The sequence below is a fragment of the Kiloniella laminariae DSM 19542 genome (genome assembly GCF_000374005.1).
GTDB classification, from domain to species: Bacteria; Pseudomonadota; Alphaproteobacteria; order Kiloniellales; family Kiloniellaceae; genus Kiloniella; species Kiloniella laminariae.
This window is the reverse complement of the sequence record NZ_KB893166.1, coordinates 103,970-119,483: the sequence shown is the minus strand read 5'-3', so window position 1 is coordinate 119,483 and position 15,514 is coordinate 103,970. Positions and strand designations below refer to the sequence as shown.

13 protein-coding genes are annotated in these 15,514 nt (G+C 50.0%); 4 read left to right on the top strand and 9 right to left on the bottom strand.

What is annotated here, in order from left to right:
- Positions 1-22: 22 nt before the first annotated feature.
- The 4 genes from era to parC all read left to right on the top strand — a co-directional run bounded on the left by era (position 23) and on the right by parC (position 5,009).
- Positions 23-952 (top strand): GTPase Era, encoded by a 930-nt coding sequence (era, locus tag B152_RS0115590; protein ID WP_020593360.1) that lies wholly within the window; start codon positions 23-25, stop codon positions 950-952.
- A gap of 90 nt (positions 953-1,042) precedes the next feature.
- Complete coding sequence (recO, locus tag B152_RS0115585; protein ID WP_211212224.1) at positions 1,043-1,756, top strand: DNA repair protein RecO; 714 nt, start codon at positions 1,043-1,045, stop codon at positions 1,754-1,756.
- 111 nt (positions 1,757-1,867) lie between these two features.
- Entirely contained in the window at positions 1,868-2,656 is a 789-nt protein-coding gene (locus tag B152_RS0115580; RefSeq protein ID WP_157231120.1) for a substrate-binding periplasmic protein, read from the top strand.
- A 100-nt stretch (positions 2,657-2,756) separates the two neighbouring features.
- On the top strand, positions 2,757-5,009 hold the full coding sequence (parC, locus tag B152_RS0115575) for a DNA topoisomerase IV subunit A (protein ID WP_020593357.1): 2,253 nt from the start codon (positions 2,757-2,759) through the stop codon (positions 5,007-5,009).
- A 90-nt stretch (positions 5,010-5,099) separates the two neighbouring features.
- Here the strand turns inward: parC and B152_RS0115570 are convergent, their stop codons facing one another.
- From B152_RS0115570 to B152_RS0115525, 9 genes are all read right to left on the bottom strand, one after another.
- On the bottom strand, positions 5,100-6,308 hold the full coding sequence (locus tag B152_RS0115570) for a benzoate/H(+) symporter BenE family transporter (RefSeq protein WP_020593356.1): 1,209 nt from the start codon (positions 6,306-6,308) through the stop codon (positions 5,100-5,102).
- Positions 6,308-7,291 carry a bifunctional helix-turn-helix transcriptional regulator/GNAT family N-acetyltransferase gene (locus B152_RS0115565; protein WP_020593355.1) on the bottom strand — a complete coding sequence of 328 codons (984 nt, stop codon included), beginning with the start codon at positions 7,289-7,291 and terminating at the stop codon, positions 6,308-6,310. The genes B152_RS0115570 and B152_RS0115565 overlap by 1 nt, the downstream gene beginning before the upstream one ends.
- A gap of 171 nt (positions 7,292-7,462) precedes the next feature.
- Positions 7,463-9,094 carry a TRAP transporter large permease gene (locus B152_RS0115560; protein ID WP_026261611.1) on the bottom strand — a complete coding sequence of 544 codons (1,632 nt, stop codon included), beginning with the start codon at positions 9,092-9,094 and terminating at the stop codon, positions 7,463-7,465.
- Between the two features lies 1 nt (position 9,095).
- Complete coding sequence (locus B152_RS24050; RefSeq protein WP_020593353.1) at positions 9,096-9,638, bottom strand: TRAP transporter small permease subunit; 543 nt, start codon at positions 9,636-9,638, stop codon at positions 9,096-9,098.
- Between the two features lie 96 nt (positions 9,639-9,734).
- Entirely contained in the window at positions 9,735-10,829 is a 1,095-nt protein-coding gene (locus tag B152_RS0115550) for a TRAP transporter substrate-binding protein (RefSeq protein ID WP_020593352.1), read from the bottom strand.
- Positions 10,830-11,430: 601 nt separating this feature from the next.
- Positions 11,431-12,609, bottom strand: coding sequence for a serine hydrolase domain-containing protein (locus tag B152_RS0115540; RefSeq protein ID WP_020593351.1), 1,179 nt, complete (start codon positions 12,607-12,609; stop codon positions 11,431-11,433).
- 81 nt (positions 12,610-12,690) lie between these two features.
- Positions 12,691-13,749, bottom strand: coding sequence for an extracellular solute-binding protein (locus B152_RS0115535; protein ID WP_020593350.1), 1,059 nt, complete (start codon positions 13,747-13,749; stop codon positions 12,691-12,693).
- 65 nt (positions 13,750-13,814) lie between these two features.
- Entirely contained in the window at positions 13,815-14,621 is an 807-nt protein-coding gene (locus B152_RS0115530) for an ABC transporter permease (protein ID WP_020593349.1), read from the bottom strand.
- Positions 14,618-15,514 (bottom strand): ABC transporter permease, encoded by an 897-nt coding sequence (locus tag B152_RS0115525; RefSeq protein WP_020593348.1) that lies wholly within the window; start codon positions 15,512-15,514, stop codon positions 14,618-14,620. Before B152_RS0115525 ends, B152_RS0115530 begins: the two co-directional genes overlap by 4 nt.

Sequence of the window (15,514 nt, the reverse complement as noted above, 5' to 3'; positions counted from 1 at the left end):
GACAGGTATTAAGGAAATCGGTGTGACCGAAAATACAGAAATAACCAGTAATCCCCAGAATACCCGCTGCGGTTTTGTCGCCCTGATTGGTGCGCCAAACGCTGGAAAATCTACCCTGATGAACCGGATGGTCGGGGGCAAGGTCTCTATTGTCACCCACAAGGTTCAGACCACCCGCTCCCAGATCAGGGGGATTGCGATGCATAAAGATTCTCAGCTGATTTTCGTTGATACGCCGGGAATTTTTCTGCCAAAAAAACGTCTGGAGCGCGCAATGGTTTCTGCCGCCTGGAGCGGAGCAGGGGATGCAGAGATTATTGTCGTTCTGCACGATGCAGGACGGAAAAAAATCGGTGAGGAAACCCGGAGTATTATCGAAGGGCTGCAGAAGCGGGACCGGAAGGTAATTCTGGCTTTGAACAAGATTGATTCAATCAATCCCGAGAAGCTATTGCTATTGGCCCAGGAATTTATGGCGACTGAGGTTTTCTCGGATATCTTCATGATCTCGGCTTTGGAAGGCAATGGGGTCAAGGATCTGATGGATCATCTTGCCAAAACAGTTCCTGCCGGAGTTTGGCTCTATCCGGAGGACCAGCTGTCCGATTTGCCCATGCGTTCGATTGCCGCCGAGATCACACGGGAAAAGCTGTTTTTGAATTTGCACGACGAACTGCCCTATAATCTGACAGTTGAAACTGAAAGCTGGGAAGATTTTGAAGATGGCAGTGTCAAAATTACCCAGATGATCTATGTGCAGCGTGAACAGCACAAAGCCATGTGTCTAGGCAAAGGCGGACGTACTATCAAGTTGATCCGGTCTAAAGCCCAGGCTGATCTTCAGGAATCGCTCGAGCGTAAGGTACATCTGTTTCTATATGTGAAGGTCCGCGAGAAGTGGGCGGATGATCCGGAAAGATACCGGGAAATGGGGCTTGATTTTAACAGTTGACCCTGAAGGCTTCAGGGCAATCAGAGCTGGGTTTTGGAAACGTTTTCCGGTATAAGTTCCTGTAATGTTCTTATTGTTTCTGGGGGCTTCATGATTCACTGGGAAGACGAAGGCATACTTCTTTCAGCGCGCCCCTTCGGGGAAAATGATCTGATTGCCCAGGTTCTCACGAAAGAACACGGGCGTCATGCTGGATTGGTGCGCGGTGGTCAGAGCCGAACAAAAAGGGCAACCTTTGAGCCAGGTAATCGGCTGCATGTTCGCTGGAAAGGGCGTTTGGCCGAACATCTTGGCAATTACGATGCCGAGGTTCTGGATAACATTTCCGGACGGCTTTTTGATGAACCGGGCCGTTTGGCTGCCCTGTTATCTGCTGCTGCAATTTGTGAGCAGGCTGTTCCCGAGCGCGATCATCACCCTGTTTTCTATGAGGGGTTTCTTGCCTTGCTTGCTCACCTGGAAAGTGAATTCTGGGGAGAGGTTTATGTCCGCTGGGAACTGGCACAGTTATCGGCATTGGGTTTTGGAATCGATCTCTCCGGCTGCGCCGGAGGCGGGGATAACGATCAGCTTGCCTATATCAGCCCCAAATCGGGGCGTGCTGTTTCTCTTGCAGCCGGGGAGCCCTATCGTGATCGGCTCTTTACTCTTCCGCTTTTCCTGCTTGGTAAAGGAAATGGGGGAGGAGATGAAATTGCACAGGGTTTAAAGATCTCCGGTCATTTTATTGAGCGCCATCTTTTTCATCCTCATGATCGCTCTCTCCCCAGTGTACGGGACAGATTACTGGAAAATTTCCTGTAAATTCGTTATACCAAAGAAGGAAAACACAGAAGCTTATCTTTTGTGAAGGTTTTTTGTGCATACTGTTGTATGTTTCACGACCTTGCCTTTCTATAACTTTGAGGTTCTATAGTGTACAGCTGGACGCAAGTGGTCCTTATTGTTTTCTCCCTGCTTCTTACGTCTGTTGCCCGGTCAGAAGAGGTACAGGCCAACAGACCCTTCAAGGTGGCCTATGCTGAATCCTGGGCTCCGATTTCTTCCGGGCAGGGGGAAAGTGTTCAGGGTATTCTGCCTTCTATTATTGATGAAGTTGTTTCCAGGCGGATGGGAATTGAAGTCGTGCATCAAGGATTTCCCTGGGCCAGAGCACAGGAGATGGTGCGGTCGGGAGGTGTGGATGCTTTCATCACCACTCCGACGATGGAGAGGATGGTATTTTCCTCGGCTTCGAGAGAGGTGGTTTTTACCCTGCGATTTCAGCCGGTGGTTCGAGCTGGATCAGAAGAAGAGAGGCTGTTGCGTTCTGAAGAGGATCTGACAAGGCACCTTGCTTCCCGCCGCTATTGTGATGTTCTGGGAAATGGCTGGGCGGCTCAGTTTTACAAAGACAAGGCATTGGCTTATGTGGTGGTGCCGACAATTGATATCTGTCTTAAACATCTGGCTGAGGGAAAAACTGATATTGTGGTTCATGCAACCCCGGTTGTTCAGAGTTTCATAAGCCAGCTTGATCTGACAGAGCAGATTGTGATTTTGCCGTTGGTTATGTCATCCAGTCCTGATTTTCCTTTGTTACTTTCAAAGGAATCGTCTTTTGACAAAGAGTTCCTCGAGAAATTTGATGAAACTCTGGCTGAAATCAAAGCACTTGGGATCTGGGAAGTACTGGTTAATCCTGGTGCGGTTTCTTCCAACTGACCGGACTCCGGTTTTCCTGCTGACAGTAACACTCTTGCTCATCCAAACAGTTGCCTCTTGCGATCTGGTGAGTACACTGTCGTGAAGTTTGTGAGGGTATATGAGTAGTTCTGCCGATTCTGTTCCATCCGGGGAAATCCGGGATATCCGCCTTGTTGATGCATTGTCTGACCGATACCTCAGCTATGCCTTGTCTACGATCATGTCACGGTCTTTGCCAGATGTTCGGGACGGGTTAAAGCCGGTTCATCGACGCCTGCTTTATGCCATGCGGCAGTTGAAACTGGACCCGGGTTCCGGTTACAAAAAATCTGCCCGTGTGGTTGGTGACGTCATTGGTAAATTTCACCCCCACGGGGATCAATCCATTTATGACGCCCTGGTCAGGCTGGCCCAGGAATTTTCCCTGCGTTATCCGCTGATCGATGGACAGGGGAACTTTGGGAATATCGATGGCGATAACGCAGCTGCCATGCGTTATACCGAGGCACGTCTTACCGATGTTGCGGGGGAATTGCTCCGCGGGATTGATGAAGATACCGTCGAGATGCGACCGACTTATGATGGTGAAGCGGAAGAACCCTGTGTGCTTCCTTCCGCTTTCCCCAACCTGCTGGCCAACGGTTCCCAGGGAATTGCAGTCGGTATGGCAACCTCGATCCCGCCCCACAATGTTGGTGAAATCTGTGATGCCCTGCTCTATATGATCAAGGTGCCTAATGTGGGTTTCGAAAAGCTGGTTGATTTCATGCCAGGCCCGGATTTTCCGACAGGCGGAATTCTGGTCGAGGGGCGTGAGTCAATTCTGCAGACCTATAGCACCGGGCGCGGCTCTTTCCGGGTCCGCGCCAGATGGGAGACCGAAGATCTCAAAGGTGGGCTTTATCAGATTGTTATTACCGAGATTCCCTTCCAGGTACAAAAATCAAAACTGATCGAAAAAATCGCGGAACTGATCAACAACAAAAAGCTCTTCCTGCTGAATGATGTTCGCGATGAGTCGGCTGAGGATATCCGGGTAGTTCTTGAACCCAAGAGCCGGAATGTCGATCCTGCTGTCCTGATGGAATCCCTGTTTAAACAGACAGAGCTTGAAGCGCGGGCCAGTCTGAACATGAACGTTCTGGACGCGGATCAGACCCCCCGGGTTATGAATCTGCGGGAAGTGCTACAGGCATTTCTGGACCATCGTCATGAAATGTTGGTGCGCTCAAGCCGTTTCCGTCTGGGCAAGATTGCCAATCGTCTGGAAGTTCTTGAAGGCTATCTGATTGCCTATCTCAATTTGGATGAAGTCATCCGGATTATCCGCGAGGAAGATAAGGCAAAGCAGGCCTTGATTGCCCGTTTCAAGCTGACCGACGTTCAGGCTGAAGCCATTCTGAATATGAGGTTGCGGGCCCTTCGTAAACTCGAAGAGATCGCCATCCGCGATGAACATGCGGCCCTGACAGCAGAGAAACTGGACCTTGAGGATATTCTCGCACGTGAAGAACGTCGCTGGGAAATTGTCGGGGACCAGATCAAGGACCTGCGCAAGGCCTTTGGCCAGAAAACCGAGCTTGGCCGTCGCCGCACGGATATATCGGATGTGCCGGATGATGTTGTTGTGCCACTGGAAGCTGTGATCGAACGGGAACCCCTGACTATTCTTTGCTCAGAGAAGGGCTGGATCCGGGCGATGAAGGGGCACCAGGAAGACACGGGAGACGCCAAATACAAAGAGGGTGACAGCGGGCGGTTCTTCATACATGCACAGACGACGGACAGGTTGCTGATCTTCGCCAGTAATGGCCGTTTTTATACTCTTGGTGCAGACAAATTGCCCGGAGGACGTGGCTTTGGCGAACCGCTGCGCCTGATGCTGGAGCTGCCAAACGATGAGGATATCGTGGATATTCTGGTATATCGCCCCGATCAGATGCTGTTACTGGCTTCTTCGGATGGGCGCGGCTTCCAGATCAGTGAAAATGACGTCATAGCCCAGACGCGAACAGGCAAACAGATCCTGAACCTTGGTGAGGGTGCGCAGGCCATGATCTGTTATCAGATCGGTGAAAAGGATGATATGGTTGCCGTGATTGGCGAAAACCGGAAGCTGCTGGTATTCAAGTTGGAAGAACTACCGGAAATGGCCCGGGGCCGCGGTGTGATTTTCCAGAAATACCGTGACGGTGGCCTGTCTGATATCAAGACCTTCCGTTCTGGAGCTGAAAAGGGGGAAGGGTTGACCTGGACCGATACTTCCGGTCGTACCTGGACCCGGACCGAGATTATTGACTGGCTTGGTCGACGTGCCAGTGCCGGACGTTTGCCCCCTACCGGTTTTCCGAGGAACAACAAGTTCGCTTGAACGGATGTCTCTCTCATCGGGATCTTGTAAAAAAGGGTTTGTCACATTTCAGGTGGCGAACCCTTTTTATTATGTCCTGTAAAGAGCCGACTATGCAGGAGCTTTGGCTTTGGCCCGTTTCTTGGAGATGCTATCGGTGATCCAGAAAATCAGACCTCCTGCGAGTAAGCCCCAGAAAGCTCCCGAAACACCATAGAAGCTGACACCTGATGCGGTGACCAGAAAGGTGACGGCAGCGGCTTCCCGGTGTTCCGCATCATTGAAGGCGAGTACTGCAGAGTTAGAAAAAGCCCCGATGAGTGCCAGTCCGGCAACAGATTCAATTAAGATCGCCGGGGCAATGGCGGCAAAACCTGTCACAAGTCCGGAAAATAGCCCAAGGATAACGTATCCGGCTCCGCTAATAATCGCAGACCAATAGCGTTTCGCGGGATCAGGGTGGGCATCTTCATTGGCACACATTGCTGCGGTAATTGCTGCCAGATTGACTGCGTGCCCTCCGAACAAAGCGCTGATGCTTGAAAAAATACCCGTAAAAGAAACCAGTAATCCGGTTTTCGGTTCGTACTCATGTATCCTGAGAACGGCAATCCCGGGGACATTTTGTGAGGCCATGGTAACGATAAAAAGGGGCAAAGCAATGCCGACAAAACCTGCGAGGGTAAAACTTGGGGTAACCAGAGTAAAAGAAGGAACTATATTTTGAAACAGGCGTGCAGTGTTTTCCTCCGGGATATCTACCGCAAAAATCATAATCAGGATCAAAGCTAATAGGGCGGCCGGGACAGCAATCAGACGGTTGATGCGCCCGGCAATTACCCAGGCCATTGCTATGGTGATGCCCCAAAGCGGGTTGAACGCTATTGCCTTAACCGGGGCGAAACAAAGTCCAAGTAAAATACCAGCGAGCATGGCATTGGCTAAAGGGGCAGGGATAAGGTTGACGAGTTTCCCAAGGGGGCGCCAGAGGCCAGCAATGACAAAGAGGCTGCCACAAATAATGAAAGCGCCTGCTGCAACTGGAAATCCGCCTTCAATGGCCCCAGAGCTTGCCAGCAAGGCTGCCCCAGGAGTGGACCAGGCGACACTGACCGGTATTCGGGTGTATAGGCTGAGTAATATCGCACTCAGTCCCATGGCTATGGAGAGAACCATCAGGGCTGTTGCTGCCTGCTCCGGACTGGCGCCTACAGTGGTCAACCCTTTGATGACGACAGCAAAGGAGCTGGCAAAGCCGACAAAGGCGACAAGAATACCCATAAAGGTACTTTGAAGTGAAAAATCGCTTAGCCGTGACATCATACATCACCTTTTAAAGGAAGAGGACGGACAAACTTTTGTTCAATCATCTGTTTGCCCCATTGCGTGCCTTTGTATTCTTCCACGAGAGAAAATCCGTTTTCTTCGTAGAGTTTCCTTGCCACATCAAGACCCTTGAAGGTCCAGAGGTGGGTTTCGCGAAAGTTTTGGCCGTCACAAAATTGCAGGGCGCCTTGGAGAAGTTTTTTGCCCAGACCTGAACCGTGAAGTTCTTTGTCGACGATGAACCAGCGCAGATGGGCGATATTCTCGCCAAGATCTTCGCCGTCGATGGCGATGCTGCCGAGGAACTTGTCTCTGTGTTCCAGAGACCAAATTTCATTCTGTTTCCTGTCAAGCCGGGGGACAAACCGGGCCAGTCCATCGGCGACAGCTGTTTCAAACGTATCGCTGAACCCGACAAGCCTGCTGTAGTAGCCAGCATGCAGGCTGGTGATGCCGCCAATTATCCCGGGAAGATAACCTGTTCTGATTCGTGGAAGGTTTTCGGTTATCCTGGTTGGGGCAGAAGGAGAATTCTTCTGTCGAGAGTTTTTCAAAGCGAGACAATAGTCTGTCAAACCTGTCAGGATTTCTTGTTGCTTGTTCAGAGATAAGGGAGATATGGCCTCTCTGACCTGGGATGCAGCATAGAGATTGATCTTGGTCAGGGTTTGCTGACCCTTCTGCGTTAAGCGCAGATTTTTTTGCCGGGCATCAACGAGGGAGCGGTTTTCCGATATTTCCTCCCGCTCAATCAAGGATCTGACCAAGCGGCTGATCGTGGATTTTTCCAGCAAAAGTTTTTCGGATAATTCTCTGGCGGTTAGTTCTCCGGTCGTTCCGATCTCGACGATGGCATGAACATAAGAACCAGGAAGACCAGTTCCGGCAATTGTTTTATTCAAAAATCCTAATTCACGGATCAGACTTCGTGAGGCGGAACGGATTTTGTGGATGGTACCAGCAAGGTTATCTGTCATGGCAATCTTCAATATGGTTGCTTGATACAACTATATTCTGCTTTTCATCTTATGACAATGACCCGGAGAGTCCTGTTTTGGGCGCCGATGCTATTTTAACCATTTAAAAAAATGTAGCCGCCAGATATTCCAATCTGGCGGCTACAATACACAAGATATTTTCTTGATGCTTTAGCCGAAAATCACCTCTGGCAACCAGGTTGCCAATTCGGGGAAGAAGGCCAGGATCAAGAGAGCAATGATCTGGATGATTACAAAAGGAATGACCCCTTTGTAAATCTGCATGGTGGTCACTTCCTTGGGAGCAACACCACGAAGATAGAACAGGGCAAAACCGAACGGTGGTGTCAGGAACGATGTCTGGAGGTTCATCGCCATCATGACCCCCAGCCAGACCGGGCTGATGTCACTCTGGAGCAGAATTGGTGCAACAATCGGCACGACTACGAAGGTAATTTCGATAAAGTCGAGGAAGAAACCAAGCACGAACATAACCAGCATGACGACAACCAACGCACCATAGGTACCACCAGGCATGTTGCTGAGGAATTCATGCACCATGTCATCTCCGCCCAGTCCACGGAAGACAAGGGAGAAGACCGAGGCTCCGATCAGGATGACAAAGACCATGGAGGAAATTTCCATGGTGGAGCGCATGATCGGTTTGAGAATATTGGTTCTCCAAACACGGCCGAGTGAAACCAGAATTCCCCAAAGCAGACCGGCACTGGCAAACAGGGCAATCACGATAGCAATCATATCGCCTGTTTCGATTTCGTTTTTGGTAACACGCAGATCAAAGAAACTGATCAGAACAAGCATCAAGAGCAGGCTGAGGGTTGCAATGATTGTCGGACGACGGTTGCCAAAGTCCATGAAATCAAAAGGTGATTTCTCCTGGGCTCCTTCAAGCAAACCCATTTCCTGGGTTCGCATGCCCGCCAGAAGCAGAGAGCCGATCGCACCGACTGCAGCAGCTTCTGTCGGTGTCGCGATCCCGGTCAGAATAGATCCGAGAACGGATACGATCAAGGCAACTGGTGGTACGAGAGCATGCAGGATTTTCTTGATAAAGTCGATCGTCTCGACTTGGCCTTCGTCGCGGGGGATAGGGGGGGAGCTCTTTGGATTGATGAACGCGACCAGCAGTTGATAGAGGATATACATGCCGACCAGCATCAGTCCGGGGATCAGAGCACCAGCAAAAAGATCCCCGACAGATACAGGATCTGGTGACCAGTTACCAATGGCGCGTTGAGCATCGGAATAGGCGTTGGAGATTTGGTCGCCAAGGATAACCAGTACGATTGAAGGCGGGATGATCTGTCCCAAAGTGCCCGAAGCGCAGATCGATCCACAGGCAAGAGAGGGATCATATCCTCGTCTCAACATGGTTGGCAGAGACAGCAGACCCATCGTAACAACTGTTGCACCGACGATACCTGTCGAGGCGGCCAGCAAGGCACCAACGATGGTGACTGAAATACCCAGCCCCCCGCGTACAGTGCCAAATAACTGCCCCATGGTTTCGAGCAGTTCTTCGGCCACTTTTGATTTTTCGAGCATGACACCCATAAACACAAAAAGCGGGACTGCTATGAGAATATCGTTGGTCATGGCATTGCCAAAAATACGCGAAGGCAAGGCACCAAAGAATGAAAGATCAAACACACCAAAGCTGTAGCCGATCAGGGCAAATGCCAGGGCCACACCAGCCAGTGTGAAGGCAACCGGGAAGCCTGCCATGAGAAAGAGGCAGGCGGCTGCAAACATTAGAAGATCAAGAGTTTCAGTTAAAGCCATGTCAAATTCCCCCAGGGCCATCTTCTTTGGCCTTATGTTCACAGCCGCAGATGATCGCGAGTGAATGAATTGCCATGGATATACCCTGAAGCGCCATGAGGGCGCAGAAGGCGATGATTACGCTTTTGAGTACATAAAGATACGGGATGCCGCTGGTTTCTTTTGAGGCCTCTTTAATCGCCCAGGACTGCTCAACATAGGGCCAAGAGTAAATGAATATGAGTGCCAGAACAGGAAGTAACAGGAAGATAGCGCCAAAGAAATCAACAATGGCCTGTTTTTTTTCACTGGCATCGCCGTAGAAAATATCTACACGGACATGCCCACCGTGTAACAGGGTATAGCCTGAGCCCAGCATAAAGAGGAAACCATGCATGTAGATGATTGATTCCTGCATAAAGATGGAACCATAACCGAAGACATAACGGAGCAACACAACGATAAACTGAACGAGTACCATAAAGAGAGCCAGCCATGAGACTGTACGGCCCACCTTGTCATTCAGGATATCGATAGCTCTTGCAAGGGAAAGAAACGAAGCCAAGGTAGCCTCCCTATCGAATTTTATTTTTTGTTAGTACCAAAAGAGGCCAGCATACGGCTGGCCTCTTGTGTGCGTGTCATAATTGACTGACAAACATCAGATGTTGAGAGCCGTACCACGAGCAGTCGTGTAATCGGTCTCGGACAGTTTGGTCCAACGGGATACTTTCTTGCGGAAATCAATGTAGCTGTCGTAAATTTCTTTTGAAATCTCGTCAGTCTGGCCGACTTCAGCCACAACTTCTTCCGATTTTTCGCCAAGAGCGTTCATGATGTCCTGCGAGAAGGTCCGGAGCTGTACATTGTGCTTGTTCAAAAGCACATCGAGAGAGTCTCCGTTTTTGGCATTGTATTCTGCAAGCATAACGTTGTTCTCGGCATAACAGGCAGCCTGAACCAGAGCCTGATCTGCAGGGGAGAAGCTTTCCCAAACGTCTTTGTTCATGCCACAGGCAAGACCTGAACCTGGCTCATGGAAGCCTGGCTGGTAGTAGTATTTAGTGACTTTGTAGAAACCAAAGGCGAGATCGTTCCAAGGACCAACCCACTCGGTGGCGTCAATCGCACCGGACTCAAGAGATGGGAAGATTTCACCGCCAGGCAGAGTGACAGCTGCCGCGCCAAGACGACGCAGTGCTTCGCCACCCAAACCAGGCATACGGATCTTCAGACCTTTGAAATCCTCAAGGCTGTTGATTTCTTTGTTATACCAACCACCCATCTGAACGCCGGTGTTACCAGCCATAAACGACTTCAGGTTGAACTGGCCAGCAAGTTTATCCCAGAGTTCCTGGCCGCCGCCGAAGGAAACCCAGGCATCAAGCTCGTTAGCTGTAAAACCAAAAGGAACGGCTGTGAAAAAGTTGAATGCCTTGTGTTTACCCTGCCAGTAATATTCAGCACCATGGTACATATCAGCCGTACCGTTGGAAACAGCATCGAAGGATTCAAATGGTGGAACCAGTTCGCCTGCTGCATAGAGTTTGACGTTGAGACGACCGTCACTCATAGCTGTGATCCGATCAGCGACACGCTGGGCGCCGGTACCAAGACCTGGGAAGTTTTTAGGCCAGGTTGTGACCATTTTCAGGTCGCGTTTGCCTTGGGCAATTGCCGGGGCGCTAAGTGTCGTCGCTGCTGCACCAGCAGCCAGACCAGTAGCTGCGCCGGTAAGAAACTTTCTGCGATTCATAGAGGTATTCTCCCTGCTGAGGATGTATCCGATTAGGATTTTTTTTTTGAATTCAATTAACGAAGAAGTGTCGCACAGAATAAGCAACTTCCTTAGCGAGTGCAATAAAACGCTTTGTTTATTAGGATGTTAAAATTGCACAGCGAGAGAGACATAATCGCAAAATCATTATAGAACAAATGATTGCTCTGTTTATTAGAATTAATATGGTTTTGAAAAAAGGTCAGTTTTCTTGACCAAAAGGTCGATTTTGGCTGGTGGGCCTGATTGATCTGATAGAATGGAGGGAGATTCTCGAAGGTTTTTGGAGAGGAAATTGGATGAAACCTTTGGTCGAGGTCGGTATCGCCCATTGGTATCTTTATAAAGGGGGAGAAGCCTTTGCCGAACCGGAAGGATCTTGACCCGCTCAATATTGTTAAATTACTGGGACATTCCTGTCTGATCCGGGTAATCAATGCCGGGGAAGACTTCGAGTAGAAGATTATTGGATCTGCTATCCAGACAATTTCCCGTTCCGGTCAAACTTGATGCGGCAGCCACTCTCGCATGTTTCTCTGAAAAATTTTAATGAAATCCCTCTGCCTTGTGGCGATTAATCTCAGAGTATCTTGTTGATTTCTGAGAAAAATTCGAGACAACCCGCGTCGAGCGTATCGTCTTGGGGCAAGTTTTGTGACGAGAGTTTGACGATGACAATCTCCTTTTCTGGAATCACATAGAGCCACTGGCCATGAATCCCAACGGCAAGAAAAGCCTTGTCGGGGCTATCAAGCTGATACCACTGATTCCTGTAACGTCCTTCCGGGAGAAAATCCGCAAAATTCCCTTGTTTCCAGGCTTTGGCGTCTCCAGCAGAAAGCATGTCATCAAGCCATCGTTGGGAGACGATCTGCTTGTTATTTATCTGGCCTCCCAGACGCAACATCTCTCCAAGGCGCAACAGGTCTTCTGCGTGAACAGAAATACCACCGGCACCTCGTGGAGCCCCGAGGTGATCAAGAGTGATCATGGCGTTATGTTCTGCCTTTAACGGCTGCCAGAGATTTTCTGACATAAGCTGGCTATAAGGAACTCCGGCAACACGCTCGACCAACAGACCAAGCAGGTCTGAGGCAGGGGAAAGATAGTGGAAGGGGCCACCATGTTGCGCCTGTCTTTTCGGCAAGGAAAAGAGAAATTCCGCAAGGCCTTCTTCTTTTTGATCTGCTGAACGCGGGTTCCAGGCTGTTGCCCGGCGGTATCTGGCGTAGTCGCCGTCTTGATTTAGATATTCTTCCGAGAAGCGGATACTGACACGCATGTCGAGGAGATGTTGAAGGGAGCAGTCAGCAAAGCCGCTGGATTTTGCCTCGGGCAGATAATAACCGACGGTTTTCTCTAGATCCAGAGATCCCGCATCTACCAACTGTCCGGCAAGAATGCCGGTGAAAGACTTTGATATTGAGAAAATGATATGGGGTTTATGAGCACAGGCATGAGGAGCCTGCCAGGACAAGATCCTTTTGCGGGCTTTGTTTACCAGGCAGATATCGGTTTCTGATTGCTTCAGGAAATTTTCAACAGAAAGTTTTTGTTCTTTGATCGTGATTTTCTGTTCCGCAAAGTCAGAAGTCGTTTGCTCGGGGGACAGAACGCTGTCGGGATCTCTGGGGATAACTGCAGAGGGAACGATCTCGTTCGCGTGCTGGAAAGACCAGGTACTGTATGGTCTTTGCCGCCAGTTTTCCAAAGTCACAGCAGAGCGGTTGAACCCGTATTTTTTTTTGAATTCTGTCATGGATTTTTTTATATGGAGTTTCTTTTTGATGTGGGCAGCCGGAAACCCGATGAGGTTTCTGGCTGCCGTGGTTAGCTGGTATCAGGACTTCAGTTTGGTCCAGACCTTTTCACGCAGATCTTTGGATTTTGGTGAGCAGGATTTGTATGCTCGGAGGCGGTCGCTGTAGTTTTCAGGTGTATTGACAGCCGGGTCAGCTTTCAGATCCTCCTTGAGAAACTCGCCTGATCCCTTCACCGCGTTGGAATAGCCGGTGTAGTTTGAGGCTTCGGCTGCAATATCAGGACGCATCATCCAGTTGATGAAGGCCTTGGCTTCGTCCATGTTTGGTGCGTCTTTGGGAATGGCCATGTTATCGACCCAGAAAGAGGTTCCCTCTTTTGGATAGACATAAACTACGTCAGGTTTTTTGGCTTTGACACGGTGGGCGGCACCATTCCATTGCATGTGAAGGGGGACTTCCCCGGCAATCATACGGTCAATTGTGCCTTCACTGGAATAGAGCTTGACGTCAGGCTTTTGGGCCATAAGCAAGTCGAGGATTTCCTGTGCTTCTGCAGGGTCTTCTGTACATTTGTCGATCCCTTTGTAATAGGCTGCGGAATTCCAGACATCCGTCATTTCGTTGAGCATGGCGATTTTGCCTTTGAGCTCGTCTCTTGGCTCAAAAAGTTCTTTCCAGCTTTCCTCCAGATTGCCGCCAGGAACACTGGCCGGATCATAGGTGAAACCTGTGGTCCCCCACATATAGGGAGCAGAGTATTTACGGTTTTCATCCCCGGCGATGGTCTGGAACGGGGCAAGGAGATTGCTGAAATTCTCCATTTCGTTGATGCCTGCATTTGCCAGCATCCCCTTTTCTACCATGATTCCCAATGTGGATGCTCCGGGGAAAATGACATCGTACCCGCCCCCGCCAGCCTGAAGTTTTGCAAGGAGGTCATCCTCAGAAGCATAGCTGTCGATGGTTACCTTTGTACCGGTTTCCTTTTCGTAGAGTTCCAGGAGTGTGGGGGGGAAATAATTGGACCAGTTATATAGATGAAGTTCACCAGCAGCGAGAGCGGAGCCGGAAAAAGAAGCTGAGAAAAGTCCAACGGATAAGGCCAGGTGAGAGGGTTTTATGTACTTTTTACTCATAATATTCTCCATGAATTAGGACGGTGTCTAAGTCTGGACAGGTACAGTACTTACGCTCGGGCCTGTCACTTCCGTGATTGGTCTCGCCCAAGAAAAAGAGAAAGCGAAACCAAAGAAATTGATAATAAAAGCATGAGAGACGAGATGGCATTGACTTCTGGCGTGACCCCGGTTTTTACCAAGCCGAAAATGTAAATTGGCAGGGTGGTTGAGCCAGCTCCTCCCAAAAAGAAGGTCGTCACAAAATCATCAAGCGAAATAATGAAGGCCAGAACCATTCCCGAGAGGATACCAGGCAGGAGCAGGGGCAGTGTTACCTTGAAGAAGGCCTTTACCGGACTGGCATAAAGATCTGTTGCCGCCTCTACCAGTCTGGGGTCCATGCCTTCCAGACGGGCGCGGATAGGGAGATAGGCAAAGGGAATACAAAAGGCGATATGGGCGATAATTACCGTTCCCAGTCCAAGAGTTACCCCCAGGCTGGCAAAGAACATCAGGGTTGCTACAGCGGGCACAATTTCGGGTACGGTTATCGGAAGAGCGATTAATCCGCTGAAAACAGTCTTGCCCCTGAAGTTATCAACGGACATTCGCACCGCTGCCAGTGTTGCAATAACTGTTGCCGTAGTTGAGGCGACAGTAGCAATCAACAGTGAATTGCCTGCTGCATTGATAATATCCCGATTTTGAAAGGCCATTTTGTACCAGTCAAAAGAAAAGCTGGTCCAGACTGTCACGGTCCGGTTTTCATTAAACGACAAGGCAATCAGAATAACGATCGGCAGGTAGACATAGGCAAAAAAGAATGCTGTTGCGAGCAGCATACCGGGCCAGTGTCGGGCGTTTCCAACGTGTTTGGTGCCGTTGCTCATTGTGTGTTCCCCCCGGTATTTTTAAGTTTGAGGGCATAAAATGTCAGGGAGATCATAACCAGTGCGAGAAGCAGGATACCCAGAGCAGCCCCAAACGGCCAGTTACGGGCGGCACCAAACTGCAAACCAATCAGATTGCCGATCATCAGGGTTTTTCCGCCCCCGAGCAGCTCGGGTGTTACGTAAGCTCCCAGAGAAGGAACAAAGACCAGAATACAACCGGCAACTATACCGGGGACTGCCAGGGGAATAATGATGCGTCGCAGCGTCATCAAGCGGGTGGCATAGAGATCAAAGGCGGATTCAACCAGCCGAAGATCCATTTTTTCGAGACTTGCGTAGATGGGGAGAACCATAAAGGGCAGAAAGGAATAGGTCAGGCCAATCGCAACTGCGAGCTGGGTGTGGAGCAGGGGCAGGGGCTCGGAAATAATGCCCAGCCAGCTCAGTGTGCCATTGATTGCACCATGATCCCGCAGCAGCAGTATCCAGGCATAGTTACGCACGAGAAGATTGGTCCAGAAAGGCAAGGTGACCATAAATACCAGAATGGCTTTCCACTTCGGTGTGCGGGTTGCCATAAAAAGTGCCGTAGGAAAACCGACGAGCAGAGAGATGACGGTGGTCAGGAACGATAGCCATACTGAGCGCAATATAATCAGGACATAGTTGAAATTGACGGCAAGGCTATCATCGAGTTCCCGTTCAAATATCATCCTCAGGTAGGCCTCTCCGGAAAGCTCGCCCCAGATGACGCCCCCTGAATAATCTCTTCCCTGAATGGAAATCCAGGCCATAAGCATCAGCGGGATTACAACAAAGATGCCAATTACAGCGGCAGCAGGGCCAATCAGGAGAGCGCGTATTTTTGTTCGAGACAAGCGTCCAGCCAT

Excerpts from the sequence above, each read along its gene's own strand:
- recO (WP_211212224.1), top strand. The coding sequence starts at position 1,043 with ATGATTCACTGGGAAGACGAAGGCATACTTCTTTCAGCGCGCCCCTTC.
- parC (WP_020593357.1), top strand. The coding sequence starts at position 2,757 with ATGAGTAGTTCTGCCGATTCTGTTCCATCCGGGGAAATCCGGGATATC.
- B152_RS0115570 (WP_020593356.1), bottom strand. The coding sequence starts at position 6,308 with ATGTCACGGCTAAGCGATTTTTCACTTCAAAGTACCTTTATGGGTATT.
- B152_RS0115565 (WP_020593355.1), bottom strand. The coding sequence starts at position 7,291 with ATGACAGATAACCTTGCTGGTACCATCCACAAAATCCGTTCCGCCTCA.
- B152_RS0115560 (WP_026261611.1), bottom strand. The coding sequence starts at position 9,094 with ATGGCTTTAACTGAAACTCTTGATCTTCTAATGTTTGCAGCCGCCTGC.
- B152_RS0115550 (WP_020593352.1), bottom strand. The coding sequence starts at position 10,829 with ATGAATCGCAGAAAGTTTCTTACCGGCGCAGCTACTGGTCTGGCTGCT.
- B152_RS0115540 (WP_020593351.1), bottom strand. The coding sequence starts at position 12,609 with ATGACAGAATTCAAAAAAAAATACGGGTTCAACCGCTCTGCTGTGACT.
- B152_RS0115535 (WP_020593350.1), bottom strand. The coding sequence starts at position 13,749 with ATGAGTAAAAAGTACATAAAACCCTCTCACCTGGCCTTATCCGTTGGA.
- B152_RS0115530 (WP_020593349.1), bottom strand. The coding sequence starts at position 14,621 with ATGAGCAACGGCACCAAACACGTTGGAAACGCCCGACACTGGCCCGGT.
- B152_RS0115525 (WP_020593348.1), bottom strand. The coding sequence starts at position 15,514 with ATGGCTGGACGCTTGTCTCGAACAAAAATACGCGCTCTCCTGATTGGC.